General features: G+C 72.8%; 12 protein-coding genes. 6 read left to right on the top strand and 6 right to left on the bottom strand.

Translation table 11 applies throughout. From position 1 onward, the window contains the following. Window positions 1-14 precede the first annotated feature (14 nt). Together ACWGE1_RS33470 and ACWGE1_RS33465 are read right to left on the bottom strand one after the other, a co-directional pair. Window positions 15-896: an ABC transporter permease gene (locus tag ACWGE1_RS33470; protein WP_453424212.1), complete on the bottom strand. Its 882-nt coding sequence runs from the start codon at window positions 894-896 to the stop codon at window positions 15-17. Next, a complete protein-coding gene (locus ACWGE1_RS33465) occupies window positions 893-3625 on the bottom strand; it encodes an alpha/beta fold hydrolase (protein WP_453424211.1) in 2733 nt (910 codons plus the stop codon). Before ACWGE1_RS33465 ends, ACWGE1_RS33470 begins: the two co-directional genes overlap by 4 nt. 153 nt (window positions 3626-3778) lie before the next feature. On the opposite strand from ACWGE1_RS33465, the gene ACWGE1_RS33460 reads away from it, so the two are divergent. The 5 genes from ACWGE1_RS33460 (at window position 3779) to ACWGE1_RS33440 (ending at window position 7866) form a co-directional block, all read left to right on the top strand. After that, window positions 3779-5305, top strand: a complete 1527-nt coding sequence (locus ACWGE1_RS33460; RefSeq protein WP_453424210.1) for an ATP-dependent DNA ligase — start codon at window positions 3779-3781, stop codon at window positions 5303-5305. An 88-nt stretch (window positions 5306-5393) separates the two neighbouring features. Continuing rightward, window positions 5394-6065, top strand: a complete 672-nt coding sequence (locus ACWGE1_RS33455; RefSeq protein ID WP_453424209.1) for a helix-turn-helix domain-containing protein — start codon at window positions 5394-5396, stop codon at window positions 6063-6065. 16 nt (window positions 6066-6081) lie between these two features. Beyond that, entirely contained in the window at window positions 6082-6237 is a 156-nt protein-coding gene (locus ACWGE1_RS33450) for a DUF6126 family protein (protein ID WP_453424208.1), read from the top strand. Window positions 6238-6307: 70 nt separating this feature from the next. Next, a complete protein-coding gene (locus ACWGE1_RS33445) occupies window positions 6308-7390 on the top strand; it encodes an NAD(P)H-dependent amine dehydrogenase family protein (RefSeq protein ID WP_453424207.1) in 1083 nt (360 codons plus the stop codon). Then, window positions 7387-7866, top strand: a complete 480-nt coding sequence (locus tag ACWGE1_RS33440) for a carboxymuconolactone decarboxylase family protein (RefSeq protein WP_401282257.1) — start codon at window positions 7387-7389, stop codon at window positions 7864-7866. Before ACWGE1_RS33445 ends, ACWGE1_RS33440 begins: the two co-directional genes overlap by 4 nt. 77 nt (window positions 7867-7943) lie before the next feature. Here ACWGE1_RS33440 and ACWGE1_RS33435 read toward each other — a convergent pair whose 3' ends face one another. From ACWGE1_RS33435 to ACWGE1_RS33420, 4 genes are all read right to left on the bottom strand, one after another. Then, window positions 7944-9584: a GMC oxidoreductase gene (locus ACWGE1_RS33435; RefSeq protein WP_453424206.1), complete on the bottom strand. Its 1641-nt coding sequence runs from the start codon at window positions 9582-9584 to the stop codon at window positions 7944-7946. A gap of 91 nt (window positions 9585-9675) precedes the next feature. After that, complete coding sequence (locus ACWGE1_RS33430) at window positions 9676-9987, bottom strand: DUF6629 family protein (RefSeq protein ID WP_453424205.1); 312 nt, start codon at window positions 9985-9987, stop codon at window positions 9676-9678. Further along, complete coding sequence (locus tag ACWGE1_RS33425; protein ID WP_453424204.1) at window positions 9915-10301, bottom strand: DUF6629 family protein; 387 nt, start codon at window positions 10299-10301, stop codon at window positions 9915-9917. The genes ACWGE1_RS33430 and ACWGE1_RS33425 overlap by 73 nt, the downstream gene beginning before the upstream one ends. 4 nt (window positions 10302-10305) lie before the next feature. Continuing rightward, window positions 10306-11787, bottom strand: coding sequence for an MFS transporter (locus tag ACWGE1_RS33420; protein ID WP_453424203.1), 1482 nt, complete (start codon window positions 11785-11787; stop codon window positions 10306-10308). A gap of 264 nt (window positions 11788-12051) precedes the next feature. Here ACWGE1_RS33420 and ACWGE1_RS33415 point away from each other — a divergent pair, with 264 nt between their 5' ends. Then, window positions 12052-15660 carry a S8 family serine peptidase gene (locus tag ACWGE1_RS33415; RefSeq protein ID WP_453424202.1) on the top strand — a complete coding sequence of 1203 codons (3609 nt, stop codon included), beginning with the start codon at window positions 12052-12054 and terminating at the stop codon, window positions 15658-15660. Window positions 15661-15723 lie beyond the last annotated feature (63 nt).

Genomic DNA, 15723 nt, shown 5'->3' with positions numbered 1-15723 from the left:
GCGTGGCGCGGGCCTCAGGACACGATGTCCTTGCGGGAGAACCCGCGGAAGGCGAGGGCGAACAGCACCAGTGCGTACGACACCGACACCACCGTCCCCTTGACCATCCCGCCCCACTCCAGCTGCGGCTGCAGGGCGTCCGCCCACGCGAACTGCCAGTGCGCGGGCAGGAACTCCCGCCACGAGCCGAGCGCCGTCACCGCGTCCAGCACGTTGCCGACGATGGTCAGGCCGACCGCCCCGCCCACCGCGCCCAGCGGCGCGTCCGTCCGCGTCGACAGCCAGAACGCCAGCCCCGCCGTCACCAGCTGCGACACGAAGATGAAGGCGACCGCCAGCGCGAGCCGCGGCACCGTGTCCCCGGCCGCCAGTGCCCCGCCCGCCGGGAGCTTCAGCGGCCCCCACCCGTACGCGACCGTGCCCGCCGCCAGCGCCACCACCGGCAGCAGCACCATCGCCGCCAGGCTGAAGCCGAGCGCCACCACCAGCTTGCTCCACAGCAGCCGGGCCCGCGGCACCGGCGAGGCCAGCAGATAGCGCAGCGAGGACCAGCTCGCCTCCGAGGCCACGGTGTCCCCGCAGAACAGCGCCACGGGCACCACCAGGAGGAAGCCGGCCGAGACGAACAGGCAGGTCGCGGCGAAGTTCGCCCCCGAGGCCGTGGCCGTGTCGATCAGGGTGATCCGGTTGCCCCCGCCGCGCCGGCCGTCCGGCCCGCCGCCCACCGCGAAGGCGATGATCATGATGAAGGGCAGTGCGGCCAGCACCCCGCCCATCACCAGCGTCCGCCGTCGGCGCCACTGCCGCAGGGCCTCCACGCGCAGCGGCAGCGTGCGGCTCGCCCGGTAGCCAGGGGCCACCTCCCGCGCCGTCGTCGCCGTCGTCACCGTACTCATGCCGCACCTCCGATCAGGGTGAGGAACGCGTCCTCGAGCCGCCGGTGCGGTCCCACTCCGGTCACCGGCACCTCCAGCCGTACCAGTTCGGCGATCAGCCCCGCGGCCGTCGCACCTTCGAGCCGGACGAGCAGCCCGTCGTCGGCGACCACCACGGAACCCACTCCCTCCAGCGCCGCCACCTTCTCGACGCTCACCTCGTCCGCCGGCTCGGCCAGCGTCACCAGCAGGGTGTCCCCGCCACCGGTGATCTCGGAGACCTCGCCCGCCGCGACCCGCTGCCCGCGGTCCATGACCACCAGGTGCGTGCAGGACTGCTCGACCTCCGACAGCAGGTGGCTGGAGACGATGACCGTCCGCCCGCCCGCGGCGTAGCGGATCATCACGTCCCGCATCTCCCGGATCTGCGGCGGGTCCAGTCCGTTCGTCGGCTCGTCGAGGATCAGCAGGTCCGGCATCCCGAGCATCGCCTGCGCGATCGCGAGCCGTTGGCGCATGCCCTGCGAGTACGTGCGCACCGCGCGCTCCAGTGCGTCGCCGAGCCCGGCGATCTCCAGGGCCTCCGCCATGTGCGAATCCCCGGCCGGGCGGCCGGTGGCCTGCCAGTACAGCTCCAGATTGGCGCGGCCCGTCAGGTGCGGGAGGAAGCCGGCGCCCTCCACGAAGGCGCCGACCCGCGACAGCACCGGCGCGCCCGCCCGCACCGCGTGCCCGAACACCCGGATCTCCCCGGCGTCCGGCGAGATCAGCCCCATCAGCATGCGCAGGGTGGTGGTCTTCCCTGCGCCGTTGGGTCCGAGCAGGCCCAGGACCTGCCCCTTCTCCACACGGAAGGACAGGTCCTTCACTGCGTACCGGTCCTGCGCCTTCGCGTACCGCTTCGTCAGTCCGGTGATCTGCAGGGGTACGTCGGCCAGTGCGGCCTCCGGCTGCGCCGCGCCCGGCCGCGCTCCCGCGGATCCCCGTCCGGTGCGGCGGATCCCGAGCAGCGCCGCGGCCAGCGCCACCGCGCCCAGCGGCAGCCACCAGGTCCAGGCGGGCAGCCCGGTCGCGCCGGTGCTCACCCCGGCGGCGACGGGCACGGCCAGCGGGCCCTCCACCGCGACGGTGTAGGCGGCGGGCGCCGCCGGTGTCGCGTAGCCGAGGTCGGTCGCGGCGACCACCAGCAGCAACCGGTGTCCCGCCGCGGCGGAGTGGTCGATCGCGGGCAGCCGCAGCTTCACGGTCGCGCCCTCCTGCGCGTTCTCCACCCGTACCGGGGCGACCAGCTGGCTCGGCAGCACCTGCTGCCGGCCGTCGGGCCCCACGTCGTACACCTTGCCGAACAGGACGGCCGAACCGTCCGCGGCTGTCGACCTCACCTTGAGGGTGATGGTCGGGCTGCCGGTGATGCGGACGTCCTCGGCCAGCGGCGCGGACTCGAACCGGGCGTTCTGCCCGGGGAAGTCCAGCGAGAGACCGGCCCCGAAGGCGGCGAGCTGCCCGCCGATGCCCGGCAGCGAGGACAGGGCGGGAGGCGCGCCGCCCGCCGGATTGGCGAAGGTCTGCTCCCGCCCCGTCAGGGGGAAGTCGACCGGACCGGAAGCCAGACCCGGGTAGCGGTCGGAGCTCGCACCGCGCAGCGTGACCTCGCCGTCGGTGGAGTCGATGCCGCCGGAGCGCGAGACCCGGAACGCCGGGCCGGTGTCGGCGCCCTCGTCCCCCTTGAGGTGGCGGTCGAACCAGGAGGCCACCCGGGCCTCGACCCGGTCGGCCTCGCGCATGCCGCCGTCGTGCCCGCCGGCCGCCCAGTCCACCGAGACGGGCGCGCCGTTCGCAGCGATGGCCCGGGCCATGGCATCGGCCTGGTCCAGCGGGAAGAGGGAGTCGTCCTGGCCCTGGACGATGAGGGTCGGCACCTTGATCCGGTCACCGACCGCCGACGGACTGCGCTGCTCCAGCAGGGCGCGGGCCTCGGCGTCGGGCCTGCCCGCCACCGCGACGCGTTCGTACATCGCGCAGAGCTCGGGCTGGAACCGCCCGCAGCCGGGCGCGGCGGCCGCCGGACCGGGCCGCTGTCCCGGTACGGCCTGCTGCATTGCGTCGGTCGACCCGCTGGTGAAGAAGATGCCGGACCACAGCTTCTTGAAGACGCCGTTCGGGAAGAGGGAGTCCGCGAGGTTCCAGTAGGTGATCTGCGGGGCGATCGCGTCCACCCGCGGATCGTGTCCGGCCGCGAGCAGCGAGACCGCTCCGCCGTAGGAGGCCCCGGAGACGCCCACGCGCGGATCGTCGGCCGCGTCGAGCTGCACCTCGGGCCGGGCCGCGAGCCAGTCGATGAGCCGGGAGACGTCCTTGACCTCGTATGCGGGGTCGTTCAGACCGATCCGGCCCTCGGAGCGGCCGAAGCCGCGCGCCGACCAGGTCAGGACGGCGTACCCGTCACGGGCGAGGCGTTCGGCCTGCGCGCGGACGTCGTCCTTGCTGCCGCCGAAACCGTGCCCGAGGAGCACGGCGGGACGTTTCTCCGTACCACCGCCGTCACCGCTTCCCTTCCCCCCGCCCGCCGTGAAATAGGAGGTGTCGATCGCGGCGCCGGGCATGTTCACGACCTGGTCCTGGCGGTGCACGGGGGACGCGTCGCCGGACGCGGACGCGGCCGTCCACGTACCGGCCCCCGCCACGACGGCGAGCGCGGCGGCGCCCGCGAGCAGGCGGTCTCGGCGGCGCCGGGGCATTCGGAGCTTCATACGGGCACCCTAAAGGGCCGCCACCCGGGCTCCGAGCACCCACAGGCGGAACCGCCCACCTCCTCAAGGAGCATGCGGCGCCCCGCGTGTACCGCACCCGCGGTACACGCCCGTCGACCTGCGCGCTCCGTCCGGGGGCGGGAGGATGGCCGCATGCTGCTGGCCGAGGTCGCGCGCGTGTCCCGGCAGGTCGCCGAGACCTCCGCCCGGTCCCGCAAGACCGCCCTGCTCGCCGAGCTCTTCGCCGCGGCGCCGCCCGAGGAGGCCGGCCTGGTCATCTCCTACCTCGCGGGACGCCTGCCGCAGGGCCGCCCGGGCATCGGCTGGCGCACGCTCGGCCAGGAGACCGAGCCGGCACCGGAGCCCGGCCTGACCGTCCGCGAGGTCGACGCCGCGGTCGGTGAACTCGCCGCCACCCGCGGCGCCGGTTCGGTGGAGCGGCGCAGCCGGATCCTCGGCACCCTGCTGGGCCGGGCCACGGCGGCCGAGCAGGTGTTCCTGCGCAGCCTGCTGTCCGGCGAGGTGCGCCAGGGCGCGCTCGACGCGGTGGCTCTGGAGGGGGTGGCCGCGGCCGCCGGAGTACCGGCCGCCGCACTGCGCCGGGCGGTGATGCTGGACGGCTCGCTGCCCCGGGTGGCGGCCGCGGTACTGGCCGACGGCGCCGGGGCGCTGCGCGCGGTCACCCTGCGCGTCGGGCAGCCCGTACAGCCGATGCTGGCGGGCACGGCGAAGTCGGTCGCCGAGGCCCTGGCCGTGCTCGGGCCGTGCGCGGTGGAGGAGAAGCTGGACGGCATCCGCGTCCAGGTCCACCGCGAGGGCGACAACGTACGGGTGTACACGCGCTCCCTGGACGAGATCACCGAGCGGCTCCCGGAGGTGGCGGAGCTGGCCCGGTCGCTGCCGGGGGAGCGGTTCATCCTCGACGGGGAGGTCATCGGCCGGTCGGCGGACGGCCGCCCCGTCCCGTTCCAGGAGATCGCGAGCCGTGTGGGGTCCCGGATCGACGTCGGGGCCGCCCGGAGCACGCTTCCGGTGGTCCCCTGCTTCTTCGACGTCCTGGTGGTGGGCGAGGACGTCCTCCTCGACCTCCCGGTCCGCGAGCGGTACGAGGCCCTCGCCGCGCTCGTGCCCGAGAGCGCGCGGGTCCGCCGCCTCGCCGTGCCGGACCCGGGGGAGCAGGTGGCCGAGGCCGAGGAGTTCTGGGCGCAGACGCTGCGCCGCGGTCACGAGGGGGTCGTCGTCAAGGCGCTGGACTCGCCCTACGCGGCTGGCCGGCGCGGAAAGCACTGGCTCAAGGTGAAGCCGGTGCACACCCTGGACCTGGTGGTCCTCGCCGCCGAGTGGGGCCACGGACGGCGCACCGGACTGCTGTCGAACCTGCACCTGGGGGCACGCGCCGCCGACGGGACCTACGCCATGCTCGGCAAGACCTTCAAGGGGCTCACCGACGAGATGCTGCGCTGGCAGACCGGGGCCCTGCGGGCGCTCGCGACCTCGGACGACGGCTTCACCGTGCGGGTGCGGCCCGAGCTGGTGGTGGAGATCGCCTACGACGGTCTGCAACGCTCCTCGCGCTACCCGGCGGGCGTGGCCCTGCGCTTCGCGCGGGTGCTGAGGCACCGCCCGGACAAGGTCGCGGAGCAGGCCGATACCGTGGAGACGGTGCTCGCCGCGTCGTAGCCGTCCCCGTCCCCGTCCCGCCCACCCTGGATTTGCCTCAGAGGTAAGACGGTTTGCCAGGCAGGCAAGATTCTGGCTCAATCGGGGCATGAAACCCGGTCCTGCCCCCGGTCCCGAGGACGCGGCGGACGAGCTGCCCGCCGTGGCACCGCAACTGCGCGAGCTGCGCCGCCGTGCCGGACTCACCCTGGAGGCCGCCGCCGCCCGGGCCCGGCTCTCGCCCGCCCACCTGTCCCGCCTGGAGACCGGCCGGCGCCAGCCCTCGCTGCCGCTCCTCCTCGGGCTCGCCCGCACCTACGGCACGACCGTGTCCGAGCTGCTCGGCGAGACCCCCGCCGTCGCGGATCCCATCGTACGGGCCGGTGGTCCGGGCGCCCGCGAGGCGGACGGATGGACGTACTGGCAGGCGGGCGGCTCGGGGCGGGGGATGCAGGCGCTGCGCGTGCACGTGCCGCACGGCCGCAGCCAGGGCGAGCTGGTGCGCGTACACCCCGGCGAGGAATGGCTGTACGTCCTGGACGGGCGGCTGCGGCTGCACCTGGGCGAGGCCGAGCACCTGCTGGAGCCGGGGGACAGCGCGCACTTCGACTCCCTCACGCCGCACCGGATCGGCGCGGCCTCCTCGGGCGGGGCCGACCTGCTCTTCGTCCACACCCTGCTGCAGAGCAGCCTGGCCGGGCTCTGCCTCGGCGGCGCCGCCACCACCGCGCCCGCGAACCCGCCCGCGCCCACCACACCCACGACCACGCACCACCGATAGCGGAGGAGCCGTACCCATGTCCCAAGCCGAGAAGCCCGCGACCATACGGGCCCGCTTCGAGTCCAAGTTCCCGCGCGGCCTGATCATCCGGCTGATCGCCTACCTGTTCGTCGGTCACCTCTTCGCCTTCTTCGTCTACCTCCTCTTCGTCCTGGGCGCCCAGAACCAGTAACCTCCGGGCGCCGACGAGTTCAGGCCGCGCGGCTCTGGCAACGTAAGGGCCCGGTGGCTACCCTCCGCGCATGATTTCCACGGTTGTCTGGGGTACCGGCAACGTGGGCCGTCTGGCGATCCGTGCCGTCGAGGCCCATCCCGCGCTCCAACTCTGCGCAGTCATCGTCCACAATCCAGCCAAGGTCGGCCGCGACGCGGGCGAACTCGGCGAACTAGACCGCCTGTTGGGGGTCGAGGCCACCGACGACATCGAAGCCGTACTGGCCGCCCGACCCCGGGCCGTGGTGTACGCCGCGTCCGGGGACGTCCGGCCCGACGAGGCCCTCGCCGACATCACCCGGGCCGTCCGGTCCGGGGCGGTCGTCGTCAGCCCCGCCCTGTACCCGCTCTACGACCACCGCAGCGCCCCGCCCGAGTTCCGCGACCCGGTGCTCGCCGCCGTCGCGGAGGGCGGCGGCTCGCTCTTCGCCTCCGGCGTCGACCCCGGCTGGGGCAACGACGTCCTCCCGCTCCTGATCAGCGGACTCGGCACCACCATCGACGCCATCCGCTGCCAGGAGATCTTCGACTACTCCACCTACGACCAGCCGGACTCCGTCCGTTACCTCGTGGGCATGGGCCAGCCCATGGACCACGAGCCGATGATGCTCATGCCCTCGATCCCCACCATGGTGTGGGGCGGGCAGATACGGATGATGGCCCGGGCGCTCGGGGTCGAACTCGACGAGATCCGCGAGACCACGGAGCGCCGCGCGCTCGAGACCACGGTGACCACCAGGACCATGGGCGAGTTCGAGGCGGGGACCCAGGGCGCGATCCGCTTCGAGGTCCAGGGCATCGTCGAGGGCGAGCCCCGCATCGTCATCGAGCACGTCACCCGCATCCACGCCTCCTGCGCACCGGACTGGCCCGTGCCGCCCGACGGCGGCGACGGCGCCCACCGGGTCGTCATCGAGGGCCGCCCCCGCATCGAGGTCACCATCGAGGCCACCGACGAGGGCGAGAACCGCTCGGCCGGCGGCAACGCCACCGCCGTCGGCCGCCTGGTCGGCGCCATCGACTGGCTCGCCGAGGCGCAGCCCGGACTCTACGACGCCCTCGACATCCCGCTGCGCCCCGCCGTCGGCAGACTCGGAAGGAAACCGTCATGAGGATCGACATCCCCGAAGGCCAGCACCCGATCGAGTACGTGTGGGGCGACATGGTCCCCGGCATCGGCATGGCCGCCGCGAACTTCTCCCTGTCGGTGTACGCCCACACCACCCTGGGACTGCGCGAGTTCGAGGCGGCCCGGCTGCGCGTCGCGCAGATCAACGGGTGCGTCTTCTGCCTCGACTGGCGCACCGAGCGGGAGGGGGAGAAGGTCGAGGAGGAGTTCGCCGACGCGGTCACCGAGTGGCGCACGACCGATGCGTTCGACGAGCGCACCCGGCTGGCGGCGGAGTACGCCGAGCGGTACACCCTCGACCACCACGGGCTCGACGAGGAGTTCTGGGACCGGATGACCGCGCACTACAGCCAGCTGGAGATCGTGGAGCTGACGATGAGCATCGGGTCCTGGCTGGCCTTCGGCCGGCTCAACCACGTGCTCGGGCTCGACAGCGTGTGCATGCTGCCGGGGCACTGAGCGGGCGCGATGCGCATGACGAAGGGGCCGTTCGGTGACAACCGAACGGCCCCGGCCGCTGGGGGGAGGACGCGGCCCTACTGGAGGTCGGTGGCGATGATCTTCTCGATGTTGCGCTCGGCGAGCGCCGTGATGGTGACGAACGGGTTGACGCTCGCGTTGCCGGGGATGAGCGCGCCGTCGATCACGTACAGGCCGGTGTAGCCGTGCAGGCGGCCGTAGTTGTCGGTCGCCCTGTTCAGGACCGCACCGCCGAGCGGGTGGTAGGTGAGGGTGTCGTTCCAGATCTTGTTGCCGCCGAACAGGTCGGTCCGGTAGATCGTCCCCTCCTTCGAGTTGATCTTGTCGAAGATGGTCTTGGCCATGGAGATGGACGGCTGCTTCCAGGCCGTCTGCCAGCTCAGGTCGGCCCTGCCCGTCGCCGCGTTCCAGGTGAACTCGGCGCGGTTCGGGTTCTTCGTGATCGACAGGTAGAACGACGCGTACGTCTCGATGCCGGTCGGGAGCGGTGCGACCTCGGCGAAGGCGCCGCCCGCGTCCCAGTTGTCGATGCCGGAGCAGGGGATGGTCGACTGGAGCTTGCCGGTCGGGTCCCACATGTGGTTGGCGCGGCCGCACATGACGTTCCCGTTCTCGCCCCAGCCCTTGCCGACCTCGCCGTTGAGGTTCGCCAGCGCGCCCGTGGCCTTCAGCTTGACCAGGAGCTTGCTGGTGCCGACGCTGCCGGCTGCGAAGAAGACCCGGTCCGCGGTCACGGTCTTGGTGGCCACGGTGTCGCCGGTGGTGTTGATCTGGTCGATGGTGACCGTGTAACCGCCTCCCGCGGCGGGGGAGACCGAGGTGGCCTTGTGCAGTGCCGAGATGGCGACCTTGCCGGTGGCCTGCGCCTGGGCGAGGTACGTCTGCACCAGCGACTTCTTGCCGTGGTTGTTGCCGTAGAGGATCTCGCCGGCCAGGGCCGACTTGGTGGCGGTGCCGGCGGCCTCCCGCTTCATGTAGTCCCAGTCGTACACGTCGGGCACGAAGGTCCAGGCGAAGCCGGAGCGCTGGGCGTGCTTGCGGCCGACGCGGGAGAACTGGTAGCAGTCGGCGGTGTCGAACCAGGCCGGGTCGATCATGCCGACCCCGAGCCCGGCGTTGGCCCTCGGGTAGTAGGTGTCGTACATCTCGTCGGCGTCCACCGACGGCAGGACGGCGGCGAAGTTGGCGCGCTTGGGCGTGACCGCCATGCCGCCGTTGACCAGCGAACCGCCGCCGACGCCGCGGCCCTGGTAGACCGTGATGCCGGCGAAGTCCTCGGCGTCCAGGATGCCGGTGTACTTGGGGACGTCCTTGTCGATGGGGAAGCCGAGGAAGTTGCTGAGCGGCGCCTTGGTCCGGGTGCGGAGCCAGAAGGACCGGTAGTCCGGGCTGGTCACCTTCGGGAAGATCTTGCCGTCCGGGCCCGGGGTGTCCCAGGACATGCCCATTTCGATCATCTGCACGTCCACGCCCGCCTGCGCCAGCCGCAGGGCCGCGACGGATCCGCCGTATCCGGTCCCGATGACCAGGGCCGGTACGCGGGCGCCGTCGGCGATCGTGGCGGATGGGGCGGCCGCCTGCGCCGGGGTGATGTGGCCCGCCAGGGCCAGAGCTCCGATAATAGAACCTGTTCTACCTAGAAATCCGCGCCGGGAGATCCCGTTCGATCCTTTTCTGGGCAGGCCGTTGTCGCTCACGTGACGTTCCTCACTCGTGGGGGAATGGGAACGAGTTCTACTGCTGCCCGCGTGTGAAGTCACTACATACGTCTAGGTAACTTTCGGTCGATCACGTGGCGGTGGAGGCGGGTTCCGATCGCCGGACCCACCCCAGGACCAGCAGGGACGCGACCGCGGCGAAGGCGCACCAGGTGGAGGCGAATTCCAGCCGCCACAGCGCTGAGCAGGCCAGCGCCCCCGCCGCCAGGACCGCGCCGAGGATCCGCAGCCGCCGGTCACCCGAGAGCAACAGGGCGCCCAGAGTGGCGAACAGGTAGCCCGCCAGCACCACCGGCATCCACGGAACATTCACTCCGTAGCCGATGGTGTGGCCCCGGATCTCGGCGGTGACGGGCCGGGTCGCCAGGCAGTACAAGAGCACCGCGGCGGTGCCCAGTCCGGCGGCCAGGGCCCCCACAGGCGGCGGCGCCCCCCGGGCGCGGCCGCCAGCAGGACCCCGGCCGGCACCCAGAGCGCCAGCAGGGGCAGGGCGATCACCGCCCAGGCCGTGGCGGCGGGGGAGCAGCCGCCGCCCGTGTCCCAGACGGCGGCCTCCACCAGCTGGTGCGCACCCAGCAGCAGCGGCAGCGCGGCGACGGGCAAATCGCGGGCCCGCCGCACCCGTGCCACGCACACGACTCCGACGGCGCAGACGACCGTACCCGCCACCAGATCGGCCGTCGCACTCCAGCACACGGGATCAGCCGGTCTCCTCACGGGGTTCGAGCGGCGGGGCCGACACCGCGCAGTACGTGTGGCACTGGGGGTGGCACGCCTCGGGCGCGGGGGCGCGCACGGTCGCCCAGGCCAGGGCGGCGCCGGCCACGAACGCCCCGGTGCACCAGAGCATGGCCCGCCCGAAAGCGGCGTCGAACTGGGTCGCCGAGCGGTACGACTCCGGCCCCATTCCGGACAGCAGCGGCAGCGCCGCCACCGCGAGCAGCCCGGCGACCCGCGCCGCCGCGTTGTTGATGCCGCTGGCCAGGCCCGCCCGGCCGGGGTCCACCGAGGCGAGCACGGTCGACGTCAGCGGGGCCACGAGGGCCACGAGACCCATGCCCATGACGACCATCGCCGGCAGTACGTCCCGTACGTACGAGGCCGAGGGCCCCACCCGCAGCATCAGCAGCGTGCCGGCCGCGCACAGCAGCGGCCCCACCGTGAGCGGGACGCGCGGCCCGATCCGCTCCCCGAGCTCACCCGAGCGCGCCGACAGGAGGAGCATGAGGAGGGTCGTCGGCAGCATCGCGGCCCCGGCGGCCAGCGCGGAGTAGCCGGACACCACCTGGAGCTGGAGCACGACGAGGAAGAAGAACCCGCCGATGGCCGCGTACACGCACAGGGTGACGAGGTTGACGGCGGTGAACAGTCGGGACGCGAAGATGTCCGGCGGCACCATCGGGTCGGACCGCCGCCGCTCCACGAGGACGAAGGCGACGCCCAGCAGGACCCCGAGCACCGCCGCGACGATCACCGCCGCCGCTCCCGACCGGGCTTCGATCAGCGCGTAGGTGACCAGCCCCAGGGAGCCAGCACCGAGCGCCGCCCCGGCCACGTCGAACCGCCCGTGCGCCTGCGGGTCCCGCGATTCCGGTACGTGCCGCAGGGCGACCGGTACGCACACCGCGGCCAGCGGAACGTTCAGCAGGAACACCCACCGCCAGCCCGGCCCGTCCACCAGCCAGCCGCCGAGGAACGGCCCCACGGCCGCCCCCACCCCGCCGAGCCCCGACCACAGGCCGATCGCCCGCCCGCGGTCCTCGGCGCGGATCGACGCCTGGATCAGGGCCAGGGAGCCGGGCGCCAGCAGCGCCCCGCCGATGCCCTGCAGGGCACGGGCGGCGATCAGCACCCCGGCGTTCGGTGCGATGCCGCACAGCAGCGAGCCGACCGCGAACCACACCACGCCGAGTACGAAGATCCGGCGCCGCCCGAAGCGGTCGCTCAGTGACCCGCCGACCAGGATCAGCCCGGCCAGGGTCAGCAGATAGGCGTTCACCGTCCACTGCAGCACCGCCAGATCGGCGTCGAGGTCCTCCCCGATGCGTGGCAGTGCCACGTTCACCACGGTCCCGTCCAGCATGGCCATGGTCGAGCCGAGCACCGTGGTCAGCAGGATCCACCGGCCACGCGCGGACGCGATCGGGACACCGGCTCCGGACGGCTCGGCGGGCGCAGTCATGTCTTCAGGCTGGCGCGCGCGGCCGGGAAGGGCCACCGGGAGGACGTTGCCCGGGGCCGGGGCCGGGGCCGGGGCCGGGGCCGGGGCCGGGGCCGGGGCCGGGGCGGCGCCGGGGGCCGGGGGCCGGCGGCCGGGGCCGGGTGCGGCTCGATCCGGCTCAATAGGCCCTCTTGTAATGAGCATGACCTCTCCTTCACCATGACCCGCGCACGTCACGCGCACCCTTCCCGCACAACCCGCACACGGCGTACGAGGAGACAACACGTGGCCCAACGCAACAACCGGTCCTCACGAGCCTTGAGGCCCACAAGGCCGACAAGGTCCGCACGGTCCTTACGCGCGGCGCTCGCCGCCCTCACCTCGGTCCTGCTGCTGCCGCTCGGCGCGGGCGTCGCCGCGGCCGCGCCGGACCCCGGTCCCGCCGCACCGAGTGCGGCCGAGCGCAAGATCGAACCCAAGCTCCGCGCCCAGCTCGACGGCTCCACGAAGGCCGCTTTCTGGGTGTACATCGACAGCGCCGCCGACCTCACCGCCGCGGGGAAGCAGCAGACCCGTGCCGCCAAGGCCGAAACGGTTCTGCGGATCAAGAAGGACCACGCCGCGCGCAGCCAGGCCGAGGTCGTCAAGGCCCTCCAGGGTGCCGGGGCCGAGTACACCTCGTACTGGATCGTGAACGCCGTGCGCGTCGTCGGCAGCGAGAAGCTCGCCGGGACCCTCGCGCAGCGGCCCGAGGTGGCCCGGATCGACGCCGACGACAAGGTCGAGCTCCCCAAGCCCACCGAGGGCAAGCGGGAGAAGGCCGTCGCCGACGCCATCGAATGGAACATCGACCGGATCAAGGCCCCGCAGGTGTGGGACCAGCTCGGTGTGCGCGGCGAGGGCATCGTCGTCGCCAACATCGACAGCGGCGTGGACTACACGCACCCGGCCGTGAACAACCAGTACCGCGGCAAGAAGGCGGACGGTTCCTACGACCACGCCTACAACTGGTTCGACCCCGCGGGCGTCTGCACCACCGCCGCCCCGTGCGACAACAACGACCACGGCACCCACACCATGGGCACGATGGTCGGCGACGACGGCGGCGCCAACAAGATCGGCGTGGCCCCCGGCGCCAAGTGGATCGCGGCCAAGGGCTGCGAGTCGAACTCCTGCTCCGAGGCCTCCCTGCTCGCCTCGGGCCAGTGGATCGTCGCCCCGACCGATCCGAGCGGCCAGAACCCGCGCCCCGACCTCGCCCCGCACATCGTCAACAACTCCTGGGGCGGTAGCGGCGGCGACACCTGGTACCAGCAGATTGTCGACACCTGGCGGGCCGCCGGCATCTTCCCGGCCTTCTCCAACGGCAACTCCGGCCCGAGCTGCAACACCAGCGGCTCACCCGGCGACTACGCCAGCTCCTACAGCTCCGGCGCCTTCGACATCAACAACGCGATCGCGTCGTTCTCCTCGCGCGGAGCCGGCCCCGGCGGCATCGTCAAGCCGAACATCGCCGCCCCGGGCGTGAACGTCCGCTCCTCCGTCCCCGGCGGCGCGTACGAGGCCTTCTCCGGCACCTCGATGGCCTCCCCGCACACCGCGGCCGCCGTCGCCCTGCTCTGGTCCTCCGCACCCGCCCTGGAGGGCGACGTCGCGCAGACCGAGTCGCTCCTCGACGGCACCGCCCTGGACACCGACAGCAGCCAGTGCGGTGGCAACACCGCCGACAACAACGTCTTCGGCGAGGGCCGGCTCGACGTCCTCGCGGCCGTGAACGCCGCCCCGCGCGGCGCCATCGGCTCGCTCGGCGGCACCGTACGCTCCGGCGGCCAGCCCGTCGCGGGCGTGAAGATCACCGCGGACGGCCCGATCGACCGCACCACGACCACCGCGGCCGACGGCAGCTACCGCTTCACCTCCCTCTCGGTCGGCGACTACGCCCTGACGGCCGCCAAGTTCGGCTACGGGCAGCAGACCGCGACGGCCACGGTGACCGAGAACGCCACCGCCACCGGCGACTTCACCCTGACCCAGGCGGCCTCCGGCAAGCTCACCGGCACCGTCTCCTCGGCCGCCGGCCCGGCCGCGGGCGCCTCCGTCACCATCGCGGACACCCCGGTGACCGCGACCGCCGACGCCCAGGGCCGCTTCGAGGTCACCCTGCCGCACGGCACGTACGACGTGAACGCCACCCACGCCTCCCGCTGCCTCACCGGCGGCACGGCGAAGGCGACCGTCGCGGGCGACGCCACCGTCGCGGTCAACCTGCCCGAGCGAACCGACGGCTACGGCTACGCCTGCGCCGCAGCGGGCGACCGCCCGTACGCCGAGGGCACCCGCCAGCTCGCGCTCACCGGTGACAACACCACCGAGCGCGTCGACCTGCCCTTCCCGCTGCCCCTGTACGGCAAGACGTACGGCCAGGCCTGGATCGGCACCAACGGAACGGTCAGCTTCGGCGGCAACAACACCGGCGACATCAACGGGGACATCCCGAGCACGGCCACGCCCAACGCGGCCCTCTACCCGTTCTGGGACGACCTGGTCGTCGGCGCCGCGGGCAGCGGCTCCGGCGTCTTCACCGCCGTCACCGGCACTGCCCCGCACCGCAGCTACGTGATCGAGTGGCGCCAGGTGTCCCACTGGTCGGCGCAGACCGACAAGTTCTCCTTCTCGGCCACGATCGGCGAGGACGGCACCGTCTCGTACTCCTACAAGGGGACCGGCGGCACCGGGATCAAGGGCGGCTCCACGGCCACGGTCGGTGTGGAGAACGCGGCCGGAACCGACGCCTTCAAGTACTCCTTCAACACCCCGGTCATCACGGACGGCCTGTCCATCGCCTTCCGTACCACCAAGAGCGGCGTGGTGGCGGGCCGGGTGCTCGACGCCAACGACGGCAACGGCGTCGCGGGCGCCACGGTGACCGTCGGCACGGGTGACTCGGCGGTCTCCGCGACCACCGCGGCGGACGGCGGATACGTCGTCCAGAGCCCGTCCGGCTCGCTGCCCGTCTCGCTGGCCGCGCCCCAGTACGAGTCCGCCACGGCCACGGTCAACGTCAAGGCCGCCGACGTCACGGCGGTGACGCAGTCCCTGCGCACCGGCAAGGTGACGGCGTCCAAGCCGGCCGTCGAGGTCGTCCTCCCGGCGAACCAGCAGCGCACGCGGACCCTGGAACTCACCAACCCGGGCCTCGGCACGGCGTTCACGGTGTCCGAGGACGCGGGCTGGCTGACGGCCACGCCGGCCGGAGGCGACCTGCCGACCGGCGGGAAGGTCCCGGTCACCCTCTCGGTGGACACGACCGGCCTCACCCCGGGCGCGGTCCTGACCGCCGACCTGAAGATCACCTCGGCGAGCGGCCGGACCCCGGTCCTCACCGTCCCGGTCAAGGTCGTCGTCCCTCGCTACCAGGTCGGTGTGGACGCGGGCTCCGGCTACGGCAGCACGGACGCCCTGGGCGACGCCTGGTCCCCGGACCGCAAGTACACGGCCGGCTCCTACGGCTACCAGGGCAACGGCACCATCCAGTCCACCGGCCGCACCATCGCCGGTACGGACGAGCAGCGGATGTTCCGCAATGCCCGTGAGGGCATGTACGAATACCGCTTCGACAACGTGCCGAACGGCACCTACACGGTGGAGCTCGGCTTCGCGGAGCTGTCCTCCACCAAGCCGAACAAGCGCGTCTTCGACGTCCTGGCCGAGGGCACGCAGGTCCTGCCCTCCCTGGACATCTCCCTCGAGGCGGGTACGTACAAGGCCCTGACCCGTACGTACACGGTCACGGTCACGGACGGGGTCCTCAACATCCGCTTCGTCACGCACAGCGGATTCGGCAAGCCCCTGCTGAACACCCTGCGGGTGACGGACCGCCCGGACAAGAGCTAGTCCGGCCGGTGGAACACGGGGGGCGGGGCGCCTGCGGGCGCCCCGCCCCCTCGCCGTGGCGGG

It is taken from the genome of Streptomyces sp. NPDC054932 (assembly GCF_053610205.1).
This window is presented reverse-complemented; position numbering and strand designations above follow the sequence as displayed.

Bases quoted from the DNA above. Each gene is read 5' to 3' on its own strand.
- ACWGE1_RS33455 (WP_453424209.1), top strand. From the start codon at position 5,394: ATGAAACCCGGTCCTGCCCCCGGTCCCGAGGACGCGGCGGACGAGCTG.
- ACWGE1_RS33465 (WP_453424211.1), bottom strand. From the start codon at position 3,625: ATGAAGCTCCGAATGCCCCGGCGCCGCCGAGACCGCCTGCTCGCGGGC.
- ACWGE1_RS33460 (WP_453424210.1), top strand. From the start codon at position 3,779: ATGCTGCTGGCCGAGGTCGCGCGCGTGTCCCGGCAGGTCGCCGAGACC.
- ACWGE1_RS33440 (WP_401282257.1), top strand. From the start codon at position 7,387: ATGAGGATCGACATCCCCGAAGGCCAGCACCCGATCGAGTACGTGTGG.
- ACWGE1_RS33445 (WP_453424207.1), top strand. From the start codon at position 6,308: ATGATTTCCACGGTTGTCTGGGGTACCGGCAACGTGGGCCGTCTGGCG.
- ACWGE1_RS33450 (WP_453424208.1), top strand. From the start codon at position 6,082: ATGTCCCAAGCCGAGAAGCCCGCGACCATACGGGCCCGCTTCGAGTCC.
- ACWGE1_RS33420 (WP_453424203.1), bottom strand. From the start codon at position 11,787: ATGACTGCGCCCGCCGAGCCGTCCGGAGCCGGTGTCCCGATCGCGTCC.
- ACWGE1_RS33470 (WP_453424212.1), bottom strand. From the start codon at position 896: ATGAGTACGGTGACGACGGCGACGACGGCGCGGGAGGTGGCCCCTGGC.